20 protein-coding genes are annotated in these 19,986 nt (G+C 63.6%); 4 read left to right on the forward strand and 16 right to left on the reverse strand.

The features are described 5' to 3' along the window. Positions 1-5 precede the first annotated feature (5 nt). The 6 genes from ccoO (CAG41_RS16360) to ccoN (CAG41_RS16385) all read right to left on the reverse strand — a co-directional run bounded on the left by ccoO (CAG41_RS16360) (position 6) and on the right by ccoN (CAG41_RS16385) (position 5,734). Positions 6-614 (reverse strand): cytochrome-c oxidase, cbb3-type subunit II, encoded by a 609-nt coding sequence (gene ccoO, locus CAG41_RS16360; protein WP_085577560.1) that lies wholly within the window; start codon positions 612-614, stop codon positions 6-8. Beyond that, positions 614-2,056 carry a cytochrome-c oxidase, cbb3-type subunit I gene (gene ccoN, locus CAG41_RS16365; RefSeq protein WP_085707197.1) on the reverse strand — a complete coding sequence of 481 codons (1,443 nt, stop codon included), beginning with the start codon at positions 2,054-2,056 and terminating at the stop codon, positions 614-616. The genes ccoO (CAG41_RS16360) and ccoN (CAG41_RS16365) overlap by 1 nt, the downstream gene beginning before the upstream one ends. Before the next feature lie 480 nt (positions 2,057-2,536). Beyond that, complete coding sequence (ccoP, locus tag CAG41_RS16370; protein WP_085656291.1) at positions 2,537-3,490, reverse strand: cytochrome-c oxidase, cbb3-type subunit III; 954 nt, start codon at positions 3,488-3,490, stop codon at positions 2,537-2,539. Continuing rightward, positions 3,487-3,687 carry a cbb3-type cytochrome c oxidase subunit 3 gene (locus tag CAG41_RS16375; protein ID WP_085577557.1) on the reverse strand — a complete coding sequence of 67 codons (201 nt, stop codon included), beginning with the start codon at positions 3,685-3,687 and terminating at the stop codon, positions 3,487-3,489. Before CAG41_RS16375 ends, ccoP begins: the two co-directional genes overlap by 4 nt. Positions 3,688-3,690: 3 nt before the next feature. Then, positions 3,691-4,299, reverse strand: a complete 609-nt coding sequence (gene ccoO / locus CAG41_RS16380) for a cytochrome-c oxidase, cbb3-type subunit II (RefSeq protein WP_085577556.1) — start codon at positions 4,297-4,299, stop codon at positions 3,691-3,693. A gap of 10 nt (positions 4,300-4,309) precedes the next feature. Further along, entirely contained in the window at positions 4,310-5,734 is a 1,425-nt protein-coding gene (gene ccoN, locus CAG41_RS16385; protein ID WP_085577555.1) for a cytochrome-c oxidase, cbb3-type subunit I, read from the reverse strand. Positions 5,735-5,830: 96 nt separating this feature from the next. Here ccoN (CAG41_RS16385) and CAG41_RS16390 point away from each other — a divergent pair, with 96 nt between their 5' ends. Then, complete coding sequence (locus CAG41_RS16390; RefSeq protein WP_085707198.1) at positions 5,831-6,508, forward strand: alpha/beta family hydrolase; 678 nt, start codon at positions 5,831-5,833, stop codon at positions 6,506-6,508. A 129-nt stretch (positions 6,509-6,637) separates the two neighbouring features. Here CAG41_RS16390 and CAG41_RS16395 read toward each other — a convergent pair whose 3' ends face one another. From CAG41_RS16395 to inhA, 6 genes are all read right to left on the reverse strand, one after another. After that, positions 6,638-7,108, reverse strand: coding sequence for a hypothetical protein (locus CAG41_RS16395; protein WP_085707199.1), 471 nt, complete (start codon positions 7,106-7,108; stop codon positions 6,638-6,640). 394 nt (positions 7,109-7,502) lie between these two features. Next, the gene (locus CAG41_RS16400; protein ID WP_256582596.1) at positions 7,503-7,865 is read right to left on the reverse strand and encodes a type II toxin-antitoxin system YafO family toxin; all 363 of its coding nucleotides are present in this window, start codon (positions 7,863-7,865) and stop codon (positions 7,503-7,505) included. 6 nt (positions 7,866-7,871) lie between these two features. Beyond that, on the reverse strand, positions 7,872-8,120 hold the full coding sequence (locus CAG41_RS28345; protein ID WP_139834974.1) for a hypothetical protein: 249 nt from the start codon (positions 8,118-8,120) through the stop codon (positions 7,872-7,874). Between the two features lie 225 nt (positions 8,121-8,345). Beyond that, positions 8,346-9,911, reverse strand: a complete 1,566-nt coding sequence (locus tag CAG41_RS16405) for a PAS domain-containing methyl-accepting chemotaxis protein (RefSeq protein ID WP_085577551.1) — start codon at positions 9,909-9,911, stop codon at positions 8,346-8,348. Positions 9,912-10,013: 102 nt separating this feature from the next. Beyond that, a complete protein-coding gene (locus CAG41_RS16410; RefSeq protein ID WP_085707200.1) occupies positions 10,014-10,805 on the reverse strand; it encodes a CPBP family intramembrane glutamic endopeptidase in 792 nt (263 codons plus the stop codon). A 421-nt stretch (positions 10,806-11,226) separates the two neighbouring features. After that, positions 11,227-11,913: an isonitrile hydratase gene (gene inhA / locus CAG41_RS16415; RefSeq protein ID WP_085707201.1), complete on the reverse strand. Its 687-nt coding sequence runs from the start codon at positions 11,911-11,913 to the stop codon at positions 11,227-11,229. A 90-nt stretch (positions 11,914-12,003) separates the two neighbouring features. On the opposite strand from inhA, the gene CAG41_RS16420 reads away from it, so the two are divergent. Further along, a complete protein-coding gene (locus CAG41_RS16420; RefSeq protein WP_085631391.1) occupies positions 12,004-12,990 on the forward strand; it encodes a GlxA family transcriptional regulator in 987 nt (328 codons plus the stop codon). A 55-nt stretch (positions 12,991-13,045) separates the two neighbouring features. Further along, the gene (locus tag CAG41_RS16425; protein WP_139834975.1) at positions 13,046-14,143 is read left to right on the forward strand and encodes a hypothetical protein; all 1,098 of its coding nucleotides are present in this window, start codon (positions 13,046-13,048) and stop codon (positions 14,141-14,143) included. A gap of 3 nt (positions 14,144-14,146) precedes the next feature. Here the strand turns inward: CAG41_RS16425 and CAG41_RS16430 are convergent, their stop codons facing one another. From CAG41_RS16430 to idi, 4 genes are all read right to left on the reverse strand, one after another. Continuing rightward, entirely contained in the window at positions 14,147-15,046 is a 900-nt protein-coding gene (locus CAG41_RS16430) for an alpha/beta fold hydrolase (RefSeq protein WP_085694453.1), read from the reverse strand. Positions 15,047-15,062: 16 nt separating this feature from the next. Beyond that, complete coding sequence (locus CAG41_RS16435; RefSeq protein ID WP_085577545.1) at positions 15,063-15,449, reverse strand: hypothetical protein; 387 nt, start codon at positions 15,447-15,449, stop codon at positions 15,063-15,065. 403 nt (positions 15,450-15,852) lie between these two features. Then, a complete protein-coding gene (locus tag CAG41_RS16440; RefSeq protein WP_085707203.1) occupies positions 15,853-17,679 on the reverse strand; it encodes a glycoside hydrolase family 15 protein in 1,827 nt (608 codons plus the stop codon). Between the two features lie 158 nt (positions 17,680-17,837). Next, positions 17,838-18,404 (reverse strand): isopentenyl-diphosphate Delta-isomerase, encoded by a 567-nt coding sequence (gene idi, locus CAG41_RS16445; protein ID WP_256576728.1) that lies wholly within the window; start codon positions 18,402-18,404, stop codon positions 17,838-17,840. 210 nt (positions 18,405-18,614) lie between these two features. Between idi and CAG41_RS16450 the strand changes: the two genes are divergently transcribed. Continuing rightward, the gene (locus tag CAG41_RS16450) at positions 18,615-19,787 is read left to right on the forward strand and encodes an MFS transporter (protein ID WP_085707204.1); all 1,173 of its coding nucleotides are present in this window, start codon (positions 18,615-18,617) and stop codon (positions 19,785-19,787) included. Positions 19,788-19,986: the final 199 nt, after the last annotated feature.

Raw genomic sequence — 19,986 nt, forward strand, 5'->3', positions numbered from 1 at the left:
AAGAATCACCGTTTGCTTTTGATGATGGTGCCCAGGCCTTGCAGATAGGCCACCAGCGCGTCCATTTCGGTCTTGCCTTTTACGGCATCCTTCGCACCGGCGATGTCTTCGTCGGTGTAAGGGACGCCGAGCGAGCGCAGGACCTCCATTTTCTTGGCAGTGTCTTTGCCGTCGAGCTTGTTTTCCACGAGGAACGGGTAAGCCGGCATCTTCGACTCGGGGACGACGTTGCGCGGGTTGTACAGGTGCGCACGCTGCCAGTCGTCGGAGTAGCGGCCGCCGACGCGGGCCAGGTCCGGGCCGGTGCGCTTGGAGCCCCACAGGAACGGGTGGTCCCAGACGCTTTCGCCGGCGACGGAGTAGTGGCCGTAACGTTCGGTTTCGGCGCGGAACGGACGGATCATCTGCGAGTGGCAGCCGACGCATCCGTTGGCGATGTAGACGTCGCGGCCTTCCAGTTCAAGGGCGGTGCGCGGCTTCATGCCTTCGACCGGCTTGTTGGTGACATCCTGGAAAAACAGCGGGACGATCTGGGTCAGGCCGCCGACGCTGACGGCGATGACCATGAAGAAGGCCAGCAGGCCAATGTTCTTCTCAACGGCTTCATGCTTCATCAGTGAGCTCCAACGACAGCGATCTTGGCGGCGGCTTCGGCTTCAGCCGGGTTCGAGGCGCGCACGGTGCGCCATACGTTGTACGCCATCAGCAGCATGCCGCTGGCGAAGAACGCACCGCCCAGGGCGCGGACGATGAAGCCCGGATGGCTGGCCTGCAGCGCTTCGACGAACGAGTAGGTGAGGGTGCCGTCGTCGTTGATCGCACGCCACATCAGGCCTTGGGTGATGCCGTTGACCCACATCGAGGCGATGTACAGCACGGTGCCGATGGTGGCGAGCCAGAAGTGCGCGTTGATCAGGCCGGTGCTGTGCATCTGCGCGCGGCCGAACAGTTTCGGGATCATGTGGTAGATCGCGCCGATGGAGATCATCGCCACCCAGCCGAGGGCGCCGGCGTGCACGTGGCCGATGGTCCAGTCGGTGTAGTGGGAGAGCGAGTTGACGGTCTTGATGGCCATCATCGGGCCTTCGAAGGTCGACATGCCGTAGAACGCCAGGGAGACCACGAGGAAGCGCAGGATCGGGTCGGTGCGCAGCTTATGCCAGGCGCCCGACAGGGTCATCATGCCGTTGATCATGCCGCCCCAGCTCGGGGCCAGCAGGATGATCGACATCGCCATGCCCAGCGATTGTGCCCAATCCGGCAGCGCGGTGTAGTGCAGGTGGTGGGGACCTGCCCAGATATACAGGGTGATCAGGGCCCAGAAGTGCACGATGGACAGGCGATAGGAGTAGATCGGACGCTCGGCCTGCTTCGGCACGAAGTAGTACATCATCCCCAGGAAGCCGGTGGTCAGGAAGAAGCCCACGGCGTTGTGGCCGTACCACCACTGGATCATCGCGTCGGTCGCGCCGGAGTAGGCGGAGTAGGACTTGAACAGGCTGACCGGCAGCGACATGTGGTTGACGATGTGCAGCATCGCGGTCACGACGATGAATGCGCCGTAGAACCAGTTGCCCACGTAGATGTGCTTGGTCTTGCGCTTGGTGATGGTGCCGAAGAACACCAGACCGTAGGTGACCCAGACAATGGCCAGCAGAATGGCCAGCGGCCACTCCAGTTCAGCGTATTCCTTGGTGGTGGTGAAACCCATCGGCAAGGTAAGGATCGCGCCGACGATCACCGCTTGCCAGCCCCAGAAGGTGAAGGCCGCGAGGCTGTCGGAAATCAGTCGCGTCTGGCAGGTTCGCTGCACGACATAGTAGGAAGTGGCAAACAGTGCACATCCGCCGAAGGCAAAAATCACCAGGTTTGTGTGCAACGGGCGAAGGCGTCCAAAGCTCGTCCATGGCAGACCGAAGTTCAGTTCCGGCCAGACCAGTTGCGAGGCGATGAAGACACCGAGCCCCATGCCAAGGATCCCCCAGACCACCGTCATGATGGCGAACTGGCGGACTACCTTATAGTTATAAGCAGTCGGACTGATTGCTGTGCTCATTCTAAGGTTCCACGGTTTGGGTGTTTTATTAGGATTGAAATCGGCCGCAAGTATGGAGAAAGCAGGGGGTCAATGCAACGCGCCATGACCTGGGTCAATGCTTTCCAACGCTGATTCTGCGGCCTTTCCATGTTCCGCGTAGGGACAAAATCACCCTCGGGAAAAATGTCCCGGCGGAGCGGAAAAGTGATCGGTCCAGAGCACCTGTAACGGGGTGTGTTCAAAAGCCCGGTTCGGGCGACGGACGGCATTCGGCACGACAGCCGGTATTCACCGGCGCTTGCGGCCATCCCGTCAGCCGATTCGTCGAACACATCCGTTGGGGTCGACCTGGAACCGGCACGGACCGGTCCGCATCGAGCAAGCGTAGTCGTGAATCCGGGGATTCGAAAGGCAGGCGCCAGACAGGGTGCGACAATGGGTCGCAAAGGGGAAGGGAACTGCCGCATCCGGACGGAGGCGGCAGTGGAGGGGCAGGGACTACTCTTTTTTGCCTTCGGCTTGCAGGTTATCTGTATTCAGTTTGTGTGACAGGCTGTACACATAAGCGGCCACTAACTGCACTTTATCGTTGCCGAGCAGTTCGCTCTGTGCCGGCATGTGGCCCTGGCGGCCATGGCGGATGGTCTGCTCCAGTTGGGTCAGGCCGGTGCCGTAGATGAAACCGGCCGGGTGCGTCAGGTTCGGCGCGCCCATGGCTTCGGTGCCCTGGCCGTTGGCCCCGTGGCAGGCGACACAGGTGGTGCTGAACGCTTGCTGCCCGGCCTGCAGGTCGGCCTTGCTGTCCGCCGGCAGCGGCAGGCCGGCCAGGCTATGGCGCACGTACGCAGCGACGTTCTTCACGCCGGCCTCGCCCAGCACTTCGCCCCAGGCCGGCATCGCCGCCATCCGCCCGCCCATGATGGTGGCCTTGATGGTGTCGGCGGTGCCGCCCCAGCGCCAGTCGCTGTCGGTCAGGTTGGGGAAGCCGAAAGCGCCCTTGGCGTCGGAGCCGTGGCACACCGAGCAGTTGGAGGCGAACAGGCGGCCGCCCATCTTCAGCGCCTGGGGATCCTTCGCCACTTCTTCCACCGGCATCGCCGCGAACTTGGCGAAGATCGGCCCGAACTTGGCGTCGGCCTTGGCCATTTCCTTTTCCCACTCATGCTCGCCGGTCCAGCCGTTCTCGTAGCCGGGCAGGATGCCTTTCCAGTTGCCCAGGCCCGGATACAGGATCAGGTAGCCCACGGAAAACACCAGGGTGCCGGCGAACAGCATGAACCACCACTGCGGCAGCGGGTTGTCATACTCCTCGATGCCGTCGAAGCTGTGGCCCATGGTCTGGTCGACGCTGCCTTTGGTCTCGCCCCGGCGGGTGCCGACCAGCAGCCAGGTCAGGCCGATCAGGCTGCCGATGGTCAGTACGCAGATCCACGTACTCCAGAAGGTGGTCATGGCCGGGTACTCCTTGTTGGTGCAGATTCTTGGGGGGTGTCGGGTTGCGGCTCGTCGGCGAACGGCAGCAGGCGCGCTTCGGCGAATTCCGGCTGGCGCTTGCCGTTGAACACCCACAGGGTCAGGCCGACGAAGGCCACGAACACGACAACGGTGCCCAGGCCGCGGATCAGCCCTGTGCTCATTTCAATGACCATGGCTCACCTCTTGCTCTTGATCGCAGTGCCGAGCACTTGCAGGTAGGAGACGAGGGCGTCCATTTCGGTCTTGCCCTTGAGGCTGGCCACCGCGCCGCCGATGTCGTCGTCGGTGTACGGCACGCCGAGGGTGCGCATGGCCTTGAGCTTGGTTTCGGTGTGGCTGCTGTCGACCGCCTGGGTCACCAGCCACGGGTAGGCCGGCATCTTCGACTCCGGCACCACGTTGCGCGGGTTGTACAGGTGCGCGCGGTGCCAGTCGTCGGAGTAGCGGCCGCCGACGCGGGCCAGGTCCGGGCCGGTGCGCTTGGAGCCCCACAGGAACGGGTGGTCCCACACGCTTTCGCCGGCCACCGAGTAGTGGCCGTAGCGTTCGGTCTCGGCGCGGAACGGACGAACCATCTGCGAGTGGCAGCCCACGCACCCTTCGCGGATGTAGATGTCGCGGCCTTCCAGCTGCAGCGCGGTGTAGGGCTTCATGCCTTCGACCGGCTTGTTGGTCACGTCCTGGAAGAACAGCGGGACGATCTGGGTCAGGCCGCCGATGCTCACGGCGAACACCATCAGCAGCATCAGGAGGCCGACGTTCTTTTCAATCGTTTCGTGTTTCATGGCGGACTCCTCAGGCCATCTGCGCGGCGGCAACGACGTCTGCAGGCTGCGAGGCCCGCACGGTGCGCCAGGTGTTGTAAGCCATCAGCAGCATGCCGCTGAGGAAGATCGCGCCGCCGACCAGCCGCACGACGAAGCCTGGGTGGCTGGCCACCAGGGTCTCGACGAAGGAGTAGGTCAGGGTGCCGTCCTCGTTCACCGCACGCCACATCAGGCCCTGGGCGATGCCGTTGACCCACATCGAGGCGATGTACAGCACGGTGCCGATGGTGGCGAGCCAGAAGTGCGCGTTGATCAGGCCGATGCTGTGCATCTGCTCCTTGCCGAAGACTTTCGGGATCATGTGGTACAGCGCGCCGATGGAGATCATCGCCACCCAGCCGAGGGCGCCGGCGTGCACGTGGCCGATGGTCCAGTCGGTGTAGTGGGAGAGGGCGTTGACGGTCTTGATGGCCATCATCGGGCCTTCGAAGGTCGACATGCCGTAGAACGCCAGGGAGACCACGAGGAAGCGCAGGATCGGGTCGCTGCGCAGCTTATGCCAGGCGCCCGAGAGGGTCATCATGCCGTTGATCATGCCGCCCCAGCTCGGGGCCAGCAGCACCAGCGACATCACCATGCCCAGCGACTGCGCCCAGTCCGGCAGCGCGGTGTAGTGCAGGTGGTGGGGGCCTGCCCAGATGTACAGGGTGATCAGCGCCCAGAAGTGCACGATCGACAGGCGATACGAGTACACCGGACGTTCGGCCTGTTTCGGCACGAAGTAGTACATCATCCCCAGGAAGCCCGCGGTGAGGAAGAAGCCCACGGCGTTGTGGCCGTACCACCATTGCACCATGGCGTCGGTGGCGCCGGCGTACACCGAATAGGACTTGGTCAGGCTCACCGGCAACTCAAGGTTGTTGACGATGTGCAGGATCGCCACGGTGATGATGAAGCCGCCGAAGAACCAGTTGCCCACATAGATGTGCTTGGTGTTGCGCTTCATCACCGTGCCGAAGAACACGATGGCGTAGGCGACCCAGACGATGGTGATCAGGATGTCGATCGGCCATTCCAGCTCGGCGTATTCCTTGGAGCTGGTGTAGCCCAGCGGCAGGCTGATGGCCGCCAGCAGGATCACCAGTTGCCAGCCCCAGAAGCAGAACGCGGCGATCTTCGGCGCGAACAGTTGGGTCTGGCAGGTGCGCTGGACCGAGTAGAACGAACTGGCGAACAAGGCACAGCCGCCGAACGCGAAGATCACCGCGTTGGTGTGCAGCGGGCGCAGGCGGCCGAAGCTGGTCCACGGCAGGTTGAAGTTGAGTTCGGGCCAGACCAATTGGGCCGCGAGAAAAACCCCGAGGCCCATGCCGACGATGCCCCACACCACCGTCATAATGGCGAATTGGCGGACCACCTTGTAGTTGTAGGCGGTACTGATAGAAGTGTTCATGGTTCCCCATCCACGGTTCAGCCGAAGAGCACGCGCGTGCAGAAAAGCCGCGCGCCCTTCGCCTGGAGTTATAGGCAGACTAAAAGCGAGGCAAGCATGGACAAACAGCACAAGGCCAGTATTGACGGGGATCAATGGGCGCAGTGCGTGCGGGATCATGGATGGCTGTGGGACGCGGCTGCGGGCGAGGCTCACGCGACGTTGATCCTCGCCCATGGCGCCGGCGCGCCGATGGACAGCGACTGGATGACCGACATGGCCCGGCGCCTCGCCGCGCATGGCGTCAACGTGCTGCGTTTCGAATTCCCCTACATGGCCCAGCGCCGCGTCGACGGCGGCAAACGCCCGCCGAACCCGGCGGCAAAACTGCTGGAATGCTGGCGCGGGGTGTACGCCGACGTGCGACGACATGTCGCCGGCCCGCTGGCCATCGGCGGCAAGTCCATGGGCGGGCGCATGGCCAGCTTGCTGGCCGATGAGCTGGGCGCGGATGCGCTGGTGTGCCTGGGGTATCCGTTCTATGCGGCGGGCAAGCCGGAGAAGCCGCGGGTCGAGCATCTGACGTCTTTGCAGACACGGACGTTGATTGTTCAGGGTGAGCGCGATGCGCTTGGCAATCGCGAGGCGGTCGAAGGGTATGCGTTATCACCGGCCATCGAAGTGATGTGGCTGGCGGCGGGGGATCATGATTTGAAGCCGCTCAAGGTTTCGGGATTTACCCATGAACAGCATTTGGCCAGTGCTGCGCAGAGGGTTGCCGAATGTCTGCGGTGAAGCTTGCGTAACAACGGGGGAGATCGCCAGCAGACTGACACCCACCGAAGAAGGCATTGGGGTGGTCTGCATGCTGGCGAATACGGGCTCACTGAGTCTCAGTGGCCTTTTGGGCAGGAAGCTGATTTGTCAGCCCGGAATTTGCTTGATAGTGAAGGTGCCCGAGGGAGCCATGCGATAGAGGGGTTCTTTGAATTCTGCTTCGAACGTTCCTTTGACGATGCCTGTCTTGAAGTCGTACTCGATGATGTTCAAAGTTGCGGTCTCGGCAGTCACCGTTTGCAGGCCTTCGAAACCGGGCGCCGCCTCGAACCAGTGTCCGTGGCTGAATGACAAGCCGTCCTTCAGGTGATAAACACCGACAAGTTTCTCATTGCCTTCGAAGGGCAGACTCATGGAGAACCCATAGTAGTCGTGGTTGTCCAGTGTTCCCAGTGAGCCGCCGATGTGCCAGTGGATCACCCCTTGGTAGTTGGACCTCGTAAACAAGGTATATTTGGCGGAAACTTTATGATTGTCACCGAACTGCCAGTCGAAACTGTTGCCGGCATCAATGTGTTGATCACCTTTTTTTGGAAGCCAGATTGTTTGTGCACTCATGATCGGTACCTGCTATTGCAACGTGGAAGTTAAGGTTCAACCGACTGCGTAACGGTTTCTCTTGATATCCCTGATGCAGATAAACGTCTACTGTCATATCTGACAGGTGCACCCGCGCAAGGCTCTGGATCAGGAGCCTGATGGCGATGGCAGGTGTAGGTTGTCCGTTGGGAGGGCCTCATCGCGAGCAGGCTCGCTCCTGCATTCGATCCGCATTGATCACAGAAGACGGGCACGACGACGGTGCCAGCAAGTCTTCTCCGTGGGGCATTCTGATGGTTGCAATCCATCAATTTTAAAAAAACGGATCAAAGACAATGCCCGAAACTCTTAGGCTGACAAGTCTTCAAAGTCTGGAAACACCATCCTGCCAATGATCCAGGGTTCAACGATTTCACAATGCACGGTGCGCAAAAATGCCCCCCCACTCGCTTCGGTTATGGGCATCCGGGCCGGTGATTGTCAGTAGCAAATACTCATCCCGAAAGGCGTCATAGGCATAAATCAGCCAAAAGTCATTGTCAGCATCATCAACGAATACTGTTCGGTAATACTGACGATTGGTCGTTGGCCACCGAGCTTGGATTCTCTGTGTGCTGGCAAGGTGGATATGGTACATATCGCTCAGATCGAGTCGTTCATCTCGCCCGAAAATAGCAGGTAATTCATCGCAGATTTTGTAGTTGTAGAAGTAAGTAGCAAAACTTTGCCAATTATTGATTTGTTCAAAAAGTGCGGAAATCTTGATGGCTGGCATTCAGGCCTACTTTGTAATCGGTAGCCTGCCAGTGATCACAAATTTATCGAATGCTTTCTGCCCATCACGTGCGGCTTGCCGAACATCAAGGAATGTCAGTTCTTCACGAACTTCCTTTTTATGGGGCTTGTCGGTTTTTCGTGTGGTGGCCATTGGAGCCTCCGAAGGATGTGGATTCATGCTGACCAGCTTATGTGAATAAGTTTTGACCAGCAAACGATAGAACGGGGTCTTAAGGAGCACCAGCCGGCGCATTCTCTCGTGCCTGTAGGCAGTGTCTGCATTGTCAGTGAGATCTTCGCTGACGGAAAAGGCCTCATCGCGAGCAGGCTCGCTCCTACAGTGGATTTGTGTACGACGCATATCCCCTGTAGGAGCGAGCCTGCTCGCGATGGCGATTCACCCGTCAGCCTTGATTCCAGATTGGCAATAAAAAACCCGGAAGCGTTCGCTGTCCGGGTTTTCTTGTTGCCAGTCCAATCAGCGGTTGAACCGCTCCACCAACGAGTACTGCGTGTTGGCCGTCTTCGTCAGCTCTTCACTCAGCAGCGCCGAGTTGTGCGCCTGTTCCGAGGTCTGGTCCGCCAGTTCCGAGATGTTGCTGATGTTGCGGCTGATTTCTTCAGCCACGGCACTTTGCTCTTCGGTCGCGGCGGCGATCTGGGTGGTCATGTCGGTGATGTTGGCCACCGCTTCGCTGATGCCCACCAGGGCCTGGTCCGCTTCCAGCACCCTTGCCACGCCTTCTTCGGCCTGGCGGTGCCCGGCTTCCATGGTCTGTACGGCGCTGGTGGCGGTCTGTTGCAGCTTGGCGATCAGGGCGTGGATCTGCCCGGTGGATTCGCTGGTGCGCTGCGCCAGTTGACGGACCTCGTCGGCCACCACGGCGAAGCCGCGGCCCATCTCGCCGGCGCGGGCCGCTTCGATGGCTGCGTTGAGCGCCAGCAGGTTGGTCTGGTCGGCGATGCCTTTGATCACGTCTACCACGCCGCCGATCTCGTCGCTGTCCCGGGCCAGTTGGGTCACGGTCAGGCCGGTTTCGCCCACCACCACCGACAGGCGCTGGATGGCTTCGCGGGTTTCGCCGGCGATGTCGCGGCCGCGGCCGGTCAGGCGATTGGCTTCCTGGGTGGCGTCGGCGGTACGCTGCACGTGGCTGGCCACTTCCTGGGTGGTGGCGGCCATCTGGTTGACGGCGGTGGCGACCTGTTCGGTCTCCACGCGCTGGCGTTCCAGGCCGCTGGAGCTGTTGTGCGCCAGGGCGTCGGACTGCTTGGCCTGATCGGTCAGGTGCTCGGCGGTGTCCTGCAGGCGGGTCAGGCAGGTCTTCAGGCGCGCTTCCTGGCTGAGGATCGACATCTCCAGGCGCGCCTGGGCGCCGCGGCTGTCGGTGTACATCTGCGCGATCAGCGGGTCGGAGGTGGTCTGCTCGGCCAGGCGCAGCAGGCGCTTGAGGCCGCGCTGCTGCCATTGCAGGCCCATCAGGCCCAGCGGCACCGAGAGGCCGGCGGCGAGGGCGAAGCCCCACTGGGAGTTGAGCGTGGCGCCGATCATGAAGCTCAGCTGGCTGACCAGGATGAACGGCAGCCAGTCCTGGAGCACCGGCAGCCATTTGTCCGCTTTGGGAATCGCCGACTTGCCCTGGTTGATGCGTTGGTAGAGCGCTTCGGCACGGCGGATCTGCTCGGCGGTGGGTTTGACCCGCACCGACTCGTAGCCGACCACCTGACTGCCTTCGAACACCGGTGTCACATAGGCGTTGACCCAATAGTGGTCACCGGTCTTGCAGCGGTTCTTGACAATGCCCATCCATGGCAAGCCTTGTTTCAGTGTGCCCCACATGTGCGAAAACACCGCGGCCGGGACGTCGGGGTGACGGACCAGGTTGTGCGGCGCACGGATCAGTTCCTCGCGCGAGAACCCGCTGATTTCGACGAAAGCGTCGTTGCAGTAGGTGATCACGCCCTTGGCGTCGGTTGTGGAGATCAACCGTTGCTGAGCCGGGAAAGTCCGTTCGCGCTGTGTAATGGGCTGGTTATTACGCATGGTTTTTCAATCCGCAAGGCTTTGAAAGGTTGTCGGCGGGCTTGGCCGTTTATTGAAGTTTTTTTTCATTAATCAGTACGGCGTCGCAAAACGGGGCTTGCCTCACCCGGCGAGCATCGGGTAGGTGAACAGTCCGAAATGCAGCAGGTTCAGCGCAAAATGCGTGGAGATCGCCGCGCCCAGGCCGCCGAAACGGTAGGCCAGACCATAGCCGACCCCCGCCAGGCTCGCCAGCAGCACCCACGTCCAGCCGGCGCCGATGTGCGCCAGGCCGAACAGCAGCGACGCCAGCAGCAGCGCGAGGTTGTCGCCGTAGGGCACGGACTTGAAGCGCTGGCTCAGGCCGCCCTGTATATAGCCGCGAAACAGCGCTTCCTCCACCAGCGTCACCAGCAGCAGGTTGTTCAGCACCCACAGCCAGGCCTGGTCCGGCCACTTCGGCGCCCAGGCGATGATGCCGAGCGCCAGCGCGCCGCCCAGAGCCAGCACCACGGTCAGCACCAAGGCCAGCGCGGCGGCGTACACTTGCAGGCGCAGCGGCCTGCGCGCGACGATCCACGGGCAGGCCAGCAGCAGCCAGAAGCCGATCAGGGGTTTGTCCAGGTTCAGGTACATCGAGAACGGCACGGCGTCGTCGGTGAAGCGTTGCGGCTCGATGGCCCGACCGTTGTGAAAGCCCGGCAGCCAGTGCAGGGCCAACGCCAGCGCCAGCACGACAAACAGCCCGTGGCCGAGGTAACGGGCCACCGGCAGGTGCTGCTGGCGGACGGCGAAACCGGCGGCCAGCAACAGGCCCACGGAAATGAGCGCCAGCCAACCGAGGGCGCCGACGCTCAGCGCCCATCCGTAACCGAGGCCGAGAAGGCCGAGATAGAGCCATGGCAAGGCAGGCATGGGAAGTCCTTGTGCGCAGAATGTGGGGTTGCTTTCTACACGGCAAGGCACGGGGGGACAAGTGAAGATGCGCAGAGTCCCGGTATGCAGGTTGTACCTCTGGGACAGGGATTGCCCGCGTGGGTGGCATGTCAGCATCCATGTTGGAGGCTGACAGACCGTCATCGCGGGCAAGCCCGCTCCCACAGGGTTTTGCGGTGCCTCCTCACTTTGCATTCAATCGAGAACTCTGTGGGAGCTGGCTTGCCAGCGATGGCGGCAGTCCAGGCGCCGCAGGGCAGAAGCAAGACAGTTGCTCCCACAGGGTTTTGCGGTGGCCGCAGATTTTTCAGTCAAACGGGATAACTGCGGGAGCCAGCCTGCTGGCGATGGCGTCCGCCAAGGCGCCGCAGGGCTGGGGCAGATAATGAATCCTGGTGGTTCAGCGCAAGCCAAGCTTCGCTGCAGCGCGTTCGGTGATTTCCCGCCGCTTGCTCAGCGACGGAGCGGCGAGCCGCACGGCTTCTTCGACAATGTGGCCGGGCGCATGCTCCGGGCTGCCCGAATCGAACGGCGGCGCCGGCGCGTATTCCAGCTGCAGCTGCACTCGCTGCGCCGTGTCGGCGCCCACCAGCTCAGCCGCCAGCACCAGCGCAAAATCGATCCCGGCCGTGATGCCGCCACCGGTGAACAGGTTGCCGTCGCGCACCACGCGATCCTTTACCGGGATCGCCCCCAGCGTTTCCAGCAGGTCGTGATAGGCCCAATGGGTGGTCGCCCGTTTGCCCTTGAGCAGGCCGGCCGCCCCGAGCACCAGGGAGCCGGTGCACACCGAGGTCACGTACCGGGCCTGAGCGGCCTGCCGCTTGAGGAAACCCAATGTCTGATCGTCCTCCATCAACGGCCCGACGCCTGCGCCGCCGGGCACACACAGCACATCGAGCACCGGGCAGTCGTCGAAGGTCACGGTCGGCTTGAGCACCAGGCCGGTGCTGGCGGTGACCGGAATCAGATCCTTCCACACCAGGTGCACCTGTACGCCCGGCAGCGAGGCCAGCACATCGTAGGGGCCGGTCAGGTCCAGTTGCTGCACCTGGGGAAACAACAGAAAGCCGATCTGCACGGTCATGGCGTTTTACTCCTGTAGTGGGGGTGGACGGCTTCACTGTAGGCGCGTAGCGTTTGGCGCATACGCCAATCAACCCACGAATCTCGCCAAATGCCCAAATCCATCCATGTCCTCGCGTTCGCCGATGTCCAGGTGCTCGATGTCACAGGTCCCTTGCAGGTGTTCGCCTCGGCCAACGACATCTTCCGTCGGCGCGGCCAGCCGCTGCCCTATGCGCCGTCGGTGGTCGCTAGCGGCGGCGGGGCGGTGAATTCGTCGGCCGGTCTGGCGCTGCTGGCCGAGCCGTTGCCGCAGGCGCCCAGCGACACGTTGATCATCGCCGGCGGCTGGGGCATCTACGCGGCCGCCGACCATGCGCCGCTGGTGGACTGGGTGCGCGTGCACGCCGCCACGTGCCGGCGCGTGGCGTCGGTGTGCACCGGCGCCTTCCTGCTGGCCGCCAGCGGCTGGCTGGACGGACGCCGGGTGGTCACCCATTGGACGCGCTGCGAGCAACTGGCCCGCCAGCACCCCAAGCTTCGGGTCGAAGCCAATCCGATCTTCATCAACGACGGCCCGGTCTGGACCTCGGCGGGCGTCACCGCCGGCATCGACCTGGCGCTGGCCATGGTGGAGGAGGATCTGGGCCGCGACATCGCCCTGGAGGTCGCCCGCCATCTGGTGGTGTTCCTCAAGCGGCCCGGCGGGCAGTCGCAGTTCAGCGTGATGCTGTCGCTGCAGAACCAGTCGCTGCACCGGCAAGGCAACCGGTTCGACAACCTGCATGTGTGGATCACCGAAAACCTCACCCGTGACCTGGGCATCGCCGCCCTGGCCGAGCAGGCCGGCATGAGCGAGCGCAGCTTCGTGCGCCACTACCGCGCCGACACCGGCCAGACCCCGGCCCGGGCCATCGAGCAAATCCGCGTCGAAACCGCCCGGCGGCTGCTGAGCGACACTGGACTTGCGGTCAAGCGGATCGCCGCCAACTGCGGCTTCGGCAGCGAAGAGACCCTGCGCCGCAGTTTCCTGAGGGCCATGGGGGTGACGCCGCAGGCGTACCGGGAGCGGTTTTCGGTGGGGTTGGCGCAGGCTTGATGACAGCAGGCGTCCCGCTCACACTGCCGTGCTCATGCTGGAGGGAGTGGCGGTCATGACATTGGGTGTTTCTTATTCCATCCATCAGCAACCTGTGGTGCTGGGGGATCTGTTGTTGTCGGGTGACGAACGGGAGCACGACGTGTTCGTCCCGTCGGTGGGCAACGTCGAGGAAGTGTTCTGCAAGGGGGCGGGCTATTCGATCACGGGCATGACCCAGAAAGTCATCGTGATCAGCAAGGACATGGCGATCACTTGGGCGGGCAACGAAGTGGCGGCCAGGCTGGCCATCGCAGAACTCAGGGCGCTGGCCGCCAAGGGGCTTGATCCGGATCGGGTTCAAGCATTGCTCGATGGATTGCCCGCGGTACTGATGACGCTGGACCTGGAATTGACGGGTTGGTACGTTTACGAGAACTGCGGTTATCCCATCGAGTTCAGGTCGAGCGAAGGCCACTCCTGCGACTGTGATCACCTACGTCTGGTCGGCAACGGCGCGCCGCTGTTCCAGGCGCTGCTGGACGGCCATCAATGGGTCACGGGCGCGAACCGTGGCATGGACGCCGAAGGGGGAAAGTGCCTGAGCACCACCTACGCGTTTGCCGGCATGCTGCTGGAGTTGGAACTGAAGAAAAGCCCCACCTCATTGTTGAATTTCTTCGGTGGAGGTTATGAAGTGGCGCTGTTCGACGAGGGTAGCTTTCGCAAGCTGGATGATGTGACCCACGTCTACTGGAATGTTCAGGTGTCCGAAAAGGGTGTCGGAATCACCCAGCCCTTTCATATCCGCAAGCAGTTCTACCGCGACGCAAACCTGATGATCATGCCTGTGCGGTTCGTGCGGGACGGGGCGAAGACGGGCATCGTCCATCAGGAACTGTATGTGGTTCAGGAACCGGGAGGCACGCTCAAGCGTGAGGACGTGAGCGTCGACGATCTGCCTTCGCTCAACTCGCGGCACACCTGCCATTACTTCATTCAAGGCGAGGCTGCGCAGGTCTTCACGCGGGTGCAGTACCGCGAACGTCCGGAAGACAATGACTTGACGATCAAGGAGACCGCAACGGGGCTGCAATTGAAGATCCGCAAGCGCTTCTTCAACGAGATCGGCGCAATCCTACAAAGCGACCCCCGCTGGCATCCCGAAACCTGAACCTCAGGCGCGCAACAGATCCCGCAATGCCCTGAGCGTCTCCTGCGGCGCCTCTTCGGGAATGTTGTGCCCCACGCCCGCCAGCACCCGGCGCTCGTAGGGGCCGGTGAAGCGGTCGGCGTCTTCGTCTTCCTCCGGCGCGGGGCCGACGCCGTCGTCGGCGCCACACAGGGAAACGGTCGGCACGCTGATCGCCGGCTGTTGCTCCAGGGCCTTTTCCATCCACTCCAGCGCGGGGTCACCCGGTGCGTACATGAAGCGGTGACGGTAGGAGTGGATCACGACCTCGACGAAGTCCGGATTGTCGAAGGCCGGGGCGGTCAGGGGATAGCGCTCGGCATTGCGGGCCCAGGTGGGCGACCACAGGCGCCAGAGCAGTTCGCACAGCGCCCGCCGGTTCTGCGTCAGGCCTTCGACGCCGCGGGGTGTGTGGAAATAGTATTGATACCAGTACAGGTGCTCGGTGGCCGGATCCAGCGGCCGGACGGAGGCCGGAATGTTCTGCAGGTTGTAGCCGTCGCCGGTGACCAGCCCGCGCACCCGCTCGGGAAACAGCGCCGCCACGATGCACGCGGCCCGGCCGCCCCAGTCGTAGCCGCACAGCGTCGCCCGGTCGATACCCAGCGCATCCATCAGATCCAGCAGGTCCTGGGCCAGCGCCGCCTGTTGGCCGGAGCGCAATGTGTCCGCACGGTTGAACCGGGTCGGGCCGTAGCCGCGCAGGTATGGCACGATCACCCGGCAGCCCTCGGCGGCGAGGGCCGGGGCGACCTCGTCGTAGGCGCGGGGGGAGTAGGGGAAGCCGTGGAGGAGAATCACCGCAGGGCCGTCGCTCGGGCCGTGCTGCTCATAGGCGATGGTCAGGGTGGGCGTTGTGCTGAACAGGATCGCGTCACGGCTCATGCGGCACTCCTCGTTGTCAGGCCTCTTCCGCCACCTGATTGAAATACTTGCTCCGGTCCGGCGTGAACGTCACCACCATGCGGGTGCGTGAGCAGGTCAGCGCCCGTTCCTCACCCAGGTCGATGTCCAGAGGCTCGCCGCGCAGGCCCTGCCATTCGGCCAGGTATTTGAGGGAGCCGTACTTTTCGTTCTTCTTCAGGCTGCGGCTGACCCCGCCTTTCCAGCCCAGCACCGGCAGTTCGTCGGCCAGGCAGCGTTTGGCCAGATCGGGAAAGCGCACGGCGCGCTGGCGGCCGATCTCCCAGCATTTGATCAGGCCTTTGTCGTGGGCTTCCCACAACTGGCTGCGGGTCAGGCCCGTGCGAAGGGGAACGTCGATCTGACGGTGGATGCGCTGGCTCATTCTGGTTCCTTGAAATCGGGTTTTATTGGACAGCTCCGCTGTGCCCGTTGCGGTGGATGGTAGGGGCGGGCGACACGGCTGGCAACAAGGTATTTCAGGGTGTAAGTGCAAGTTACGGGGGGAGGCATTGCGCGACTTTTGTTGAACATTTGTAGGCCTTCACTTGTGCGCTTATGGCGAGGGCGCTGGCTCCCGCTCGACCGCGAAATAGCCGCAGATCAGGGCCCTGCGCTGTTCCAGTAAAAATCCGGTGGCACAAAGAGGGGGCCGCTTCGCCCACCTGCCGGAGCCAGAGTCTTCGCCGCAGAGGGGGTGAAATGTTTAATTGTTGTAGGAATTCATTCCGCTAACCGGGATTGATGCGGGAGATGTCTGACAGTCTCTGGCGAAAAACGATGACGCCTTACGGTTGCCAACAGTTCTTCGCCCCGCTCAGTTTGCGGTCGAGGAAGCACGCCGCGCTGATCAGCGCCAGGTGCGTCAGGGCCTGGGGCGTGTTGCCCAGGTGGCGGCCGCGGCTGTCGAACTCTTCGGCGTACAGGCCCAGCGGATTGGCGTAGCGCAGCAACTGTTCGAACTCCAGGTGGGCCTTGTCCACTCGGCCTGCGCGGGCCAGGCATTCGACGTACCAGAACGAGCAGGCGGCGAACGCGCCTTCGGTGCCGGGCAGGCCGTCGATGCCGGTGTCGTCGTTGCGGTAGCGGTAGACCATGCCGTCGCGCACCAGGTGCCGTTCGATGGCGTCCAGGGTCGAGAGCCAGCGCGGATCCTTGGCGCTGACGAAGCGCACCAGGGGCATCAGCAGCATCGAGCCGTCGAGGGCGGTGCCGCCCAGGTACTGCACGAAATGGCCGCGCTCTTCGTTCCAGAAGTTGTCCCAGATGTCGCTGTGGATCGCCTGGCGCGTTTGGTCCCAGCGGGCGAACGGCGCCGGCAGCGAACGCTTCGAGGCCAGGCGGATGGCCCGGTCCAGCGCCACCCAGCCCATCAGCCGCGAGTGCAGGAAGTGATGCTGCTCACCGCGCATTTCCCAGATGCCCACGTCTTCGTTCTGCCAGGTCTCACAGACCTGATCGACCACTTCCTGCACGTGCTTCCAGCCCTCGTGGGAAATGGCGTCGCCGTACTTGTTGACCAGGTACACCGCGTCCATCAGTTCGCCGAAGATGTCCAGCTGGATCTGTTCATAGGCCTGGTTGCCGATGCGCACCGGCCGGGCCCCGCCGTGGCCGGACAAATGGGTGAGTTCGGTCTCCGGCAGTTCCTGACGCCCGTCGACGGCGTACAGGATGTTGAGTTTCATCGGCTGGCCCCGGCAGTCGCTGACCCGGCCGCGCAGCCAGCGCATGTAGTCGTTGGCCTCGTCGACGAAGCCCAGGCGCATGAAGGCGTACACGGTGAAGGAGGCGTCGCGGATCCAGGTGTAGCGGTAGTCCCAGTTGCGTGTGCCGGCGGGCGTTTCCGGCAGGCCGAACGTGGCGGCGGCGAGGATCGCGCCGTGCTCGCGGGAGGTCAGCAGTTTCATCGCCAGGGCCGAGCGGTTGACCATTTCCCGCCAGCGTCCGCGGTAGGTGGACTGGCGGAGCCAGTCGCGCCAGAACTTCAGCGTGCGCTCCAGGTAGAGGTCGCCGTGGTCTTCGCCCAGGCGCGGGTCGTCGCCGGCGCCGAGCATGAAGGCGGCGCGCTGATCCTGCTTGAGGGTGAATTCGGCGACGGCGGCCTGCGCCTCGATGCGCATCGGCTGATCCGAGGTCAGGCGCAGGGTCGGCTGGCCGTCGGCGCTGAAGGTCACGTCCTGTTTGTCCACTTGGGCGCGGGTGGCGGCGCGGCCATAGTCGTGGCGCACCGCGCAGCGCAACCGGAACGTCGCCTGGCCGCTGACCACCCGCACCCGGCGCATCAGCAGCGGCAAGGTGTCGCTGCGGTCGCCGACCGGCAGCAGGTCGGTGATCTCGACCACGGCGCGCTCACTGAGCCAGCGCGTCTGCAGGACGTTGGTGTCCGGCAGGTAGATCTGTTCCCGGCGTGCCTCGGGCAGGTCCGGCGCCAGCTGGAAGATCCCCGCGTCGGGGGTGTCCAGCAGCGAGCAGAAGATCGACGGGCTGTCGAACTCGGGCCAGCAGAAGAAATCCACGCTGCCCTGGTCGTTGACCAGCGCGGCGCTGCGCATGTCGCCGATGATGCCGTGGGCATCGATGGCGCTCTGGCGTTCCGGTTGATGCTCGGCCATGGCGTGGGGGCTCCGGGGCAGGGGATGTATTCAGCTGACCGGAGCGTGGCGGTCAGAGTTCATCCCCGAACATGAAAACCCAGACCGCTCCAGAGCCGTTCGCGGCCGCTGTGGCGGTGCCGGTCGAGGCTGCCCGCCCCCCCAGCGTTTGACCGCTCTCAGGTGGCGGGCCGGCAGCGGGCCGTTTCGGCCCAGCGTGCGACGGTGTCGACGCCGAACGTCTCGACGATGCGTCGCAGCCAAACGGTGAAACGCTGCGGATCCGCTTGCAGTTGCTGCGTCAGCGTCTCCAGCGTCAGCCATTGCCAGTCCTGGGCCTCTTCGGGATTGGCCTGCGGGTCGGCCGTGCCGAGCCCGATCAGGATGTGGTCGTATTCATGTTCGATGAGCTGATCGGTCACCTGTTCGCGATAGAGCATCGCGGTGACTTCTTGCAGTTCGCAGTCGAGCCCCATCTCCTCCCGGAGGCGCCGTCGGGCGGCCGCCGAGGTGCGTTCGCCCGGCCGGGGATGGCCGCAGCAGGTGTTGGTCCACAGGCCGGCGGAATGGTATTTGCCGGCCGCGCGCCGCTGCAGCAGCAAGCGCCCGTGCAGGTCGAAAATGAAGATGGAAAAGGCGCGGTGGCGCAGGCCTTGGCGGTGCACCTGCATCTTGGGCGCGCTGCCCGTGGGGCGGTCTTGGGGGGAGACCAGGATCAGCATCTCTTCCATGGCTTTGGCTCGCATGAAGGCCTTCGCGGCTGGGCGTGACGGCTGACCCGACTGGCGGGTGAACAACAGGCGCGGGTGATCGGTACCGTTGAAAAAATAGCCCGACGCCACCGGTTTCGCCAAACGGCCCGACGGACGCGGGCTTCACACTCCACCAACAAATCGGCGCTTTTGCGCCCACGGGCCTTTGTGGCAAGTTGCAGGCCCCTGACGAGACCGCACCCGATGGCCAACCCTTACCGCGAACTGTTCAACGCCCCCGGCGCCCGCAATTTTGTGATCGCCGGGATGATCGCGCGCATGCCGATCTCCATGACCGGCATCGGCGTGATCACCATGCTGTCCCAGCTCAAGGGCGGCTACAGCCTGGCCGGTGGGGTGGCGGCGACGTTCGCGCTCGCCACGGCGTTTTGTGCGCCGCAGGTGTCGCGGCTGGTGGACCGGTTCGGCCAGGGCCGGGTGCTGCCGGTGTCGGCGCTGATCGGCGGCGGGGCGCTGCTGATGTTGCTGCTGTGCACCCGCTTGCAGATGCCGTACTGGACGCTGTTCGTCTGCGCCGCGTTGGCCGGCTGCATGCCGAGCATGTCGGCGATGGTGCGGGCGCGCTGGACCGAGATCTACCGCGGCCAGCCGCAGTTGCAGACCGCCTATGCGCTGGAGTCGGTGCTCGACGAGGTCTGCTTCATCGTCGGCCCGCCGCTGTCGGTGGGCCTGTGCGTGGCGGTGTTCCCCGAGGCCGGGCCGCTGGCGGCGCTGCTGATGCTGGCGGTGGGCGTCACCGCGTTCGTGGCCCAGCGCGGCACCGAGCCGCCGGTGCATCCTCATGAAGAACACCATCGGGGCTCGATCATCCGTTCGCCGGACATCCGCCTGCTGTTGCTGCTGATGGTCGCCATGGGCGTCATCGTCGGCGTGGTGGATGTGGTCAGCGTGGCCTTCGCCCAGCAGCAGGGCCAGCCGGCGGCGGCGAGCATCGTGCTGTCGGTGTACGCCATCGGCTCGTGCCTGGCCGGCATCGCGTTCGGGGCGATGCGCTCGCGGCTGCCGCTGCCGCAACTGTTCATGTACGGCGGGATAGCGACGGCAGTGACCACGCTGCCGCTGTTGCTGGCGGGCAACATCGTCGGGCTGTCGGTGGCGGTGTTCATCGCCGGGCTGTTCTTCTCGCCGACCCTGATCGTCGCCATGGCGCTGGTCGAGCGCATCGTGCCGCCGGCCAAGCTCACCGAAGGGCTGACCTGGCTGGTCACGGGCCTGAGCATCGGCGTGGCGGTGGGCGCGGCCGGTTCCGGCGCGCTGGTGGATGCCTTCGGCGCCCGCAGCGGGTTCTGGCTGGCGATCGCGGCGGGGGCGGTGGTGCTGGGTTCTGCGATCCAGAGCTACCGACACCTCAAGTAACGCCCGATCTTCTGTGGAAGTCGCTGTCCGGCGGTGCCCATACTGACGTCATCGCTGGCAAGCCAGCTCCCACAGGTTAGCCTGCACGACACAGATCCGATGTGGGAGATTCTATGGTTGAGGCAAAGCCCTCAGCCTGCTTTTGGTTCATATTCGCTTTGCCCTTTGAGCAGGGCGAATACGATCCGGGCCAGTTTGC

It is taken from the genome of Pseudomonas sp. B35(2017) (assembly GCF_002113645.1).
Classification (GTDB): Bacteria; Pseudomonadota; Gammaproteobacteria; order Pseudomonadales; family Pseudomonadaceae; genus Aquipseudomonas; species Aquipseudomonas ekonensis.

What these genes read in the sequence shown, in the direction of transcription:
- ccoO (WP_085577560.1), bottom strand. Translation starts at nt 614, where the DNA reads ATGAAGCATGAAGCCGTTGAGAAGAACATTGGCCTGCTGGCCTTCTTC.
- ccoN (WP_085707197.1), bottom strand. Translation starts at nt 2,056, where the DNA reads ATGAGCACAGCAATCAGTCCGACTGCTTATAACTATAAGGTAGTCCGC.
- ccoP (WP_085656291.1), bottom strand. Translation starts at nt 3,490, where the DNA reads ATGACCACCTTCTGGAGTACGTGGATCTGCGTACTGACCATCGGCAGC.
- CAG41_RS16375 (WP_085577557.1), bottom strand. Translation starts at nt 3,687, where the DNA reads ATGGTCATTGAAATGAGCACAGGGCTGATCCGCGGCCTGGGCACCGTT.
- ccoO (WP_085577556.1), bottom strand. Translation starts at nt 4,299, where the DNA reads ATGAAACACGAAACGATTGAAAAGAACGTCGGCCTCCTGATGCTGCTG.
- ccoN (WP_085577555.1), bottom strand. Translation starts at nt 5,734, where the DNA reads ATGAACACTTCTATCAGTACCGCCTACAACTACAAGGTGGTCCGCCAA.
- CAG41_RS16390 (WP_085707198.1), top strand. Translation starts at nt 5,831, where the DNA reads ATGGACAAACAGCACAAGGCCAGTATTGACGGGGATCAATGGGCGCAG.
- CAG41_RS16395 (WP_085707199.1), bottom strand. Translation starts at nt 7,108, where the DNA reads ATGAGTGCACAAACAATCTGGCTTCCAAAAAAAGGTGATCAACACATT.
- CAG41_RS16400 (WP_256582596.1), bottom strand. Translation starts at nt 7,865, where the DNA reads ATGCCAGCCATCAAGATTTCCGCACTTTTTGAACAAATCAATAATTGG.
- CAG41_RS28345 (WP_139834974.1), bottom strand. Translation starts at nt 8,120, where the DNA reads ATGCGCCGGCTGGTGCTCCTTAAGACCCCGTTCTATCGTTTGCTGGTC.
- CAG41_RS16405 (WP_085577551.1), bottom strand. Translation starts at nt 9,911, where the DNA reads ATGCGTAATAACCAGCCCATTACACAGCGCGAACGGACTTTCCCGGCT.
- CAG41_RS16410 (WP_085707200.1), bottom strand. Translation starts at nt 10,805, where the DNA reads ATGCCTGCCTTGCCATGGCTCTATCTCGGCCTTCTCGGCCTCGGTTAC.
- inhA (WP_085707201.1), bottom strand. Translation starts at nt 11,913, where the DNA reads ATGACCGTGCAGATCGGCTTTCTGTTGTTTCCCCAGGTGCAGCAACTG.
- CAG41_RS16420 (WP_085631391.1), top strand. Translation starts at nt 12,004, where the DNA reads ATGCCCAAATCCATCCATGTCCTCGCGTTCGCCGATGTCCAGGTGCTC.
- CAG41_RS16425 (WP_139834975.1), top strand. Translation starts at nt 13,046, where the DNA reads ATGACATTGGGTGTTTCTTATTCCATCCATCAGCAACCTGTGGTGCTG.
- CAG41_RS16430 (WP_085694453.1), bottom strand. Translation starts at nt 15,046, where the DNA reads ATGAGCCGTGACGCGATCCTGTTCAGCACAACGCCCACCCTGACCATC.
- CAG41_RS16435 (WP_085577545.1), bottom strand. Translation starts at nt 15,449, where the DNA reads ATGAGCCAGCGCATCCACCGTCAGATCGACGTTCCCCTTCGCACGGGC.
- CAG41_RS16440 (WP_085707203.1), bottom strand. Translation starts at nt 17,679, where the DNA reads ATGGCCGAGCATCAACCGGAACGCCAGAGCGCCATCGATGCCCACGGC.
- idi (WP_256576728.1), bottom strand. Translation starts at nt 18,404, where the DNA reads ATGCGAGCCAAAGCCATGGAAGAGATGCTGATCCTGGTCTCCCCCCAA.
- CAG41_RS16450 (WP_085707204.1), top strand. Translation starts at nt 18,615, where the DNA reads ATGGCCAACCCTTACCGCGAACTGTTCAACGCCCCCGGCGCCCGCAAT.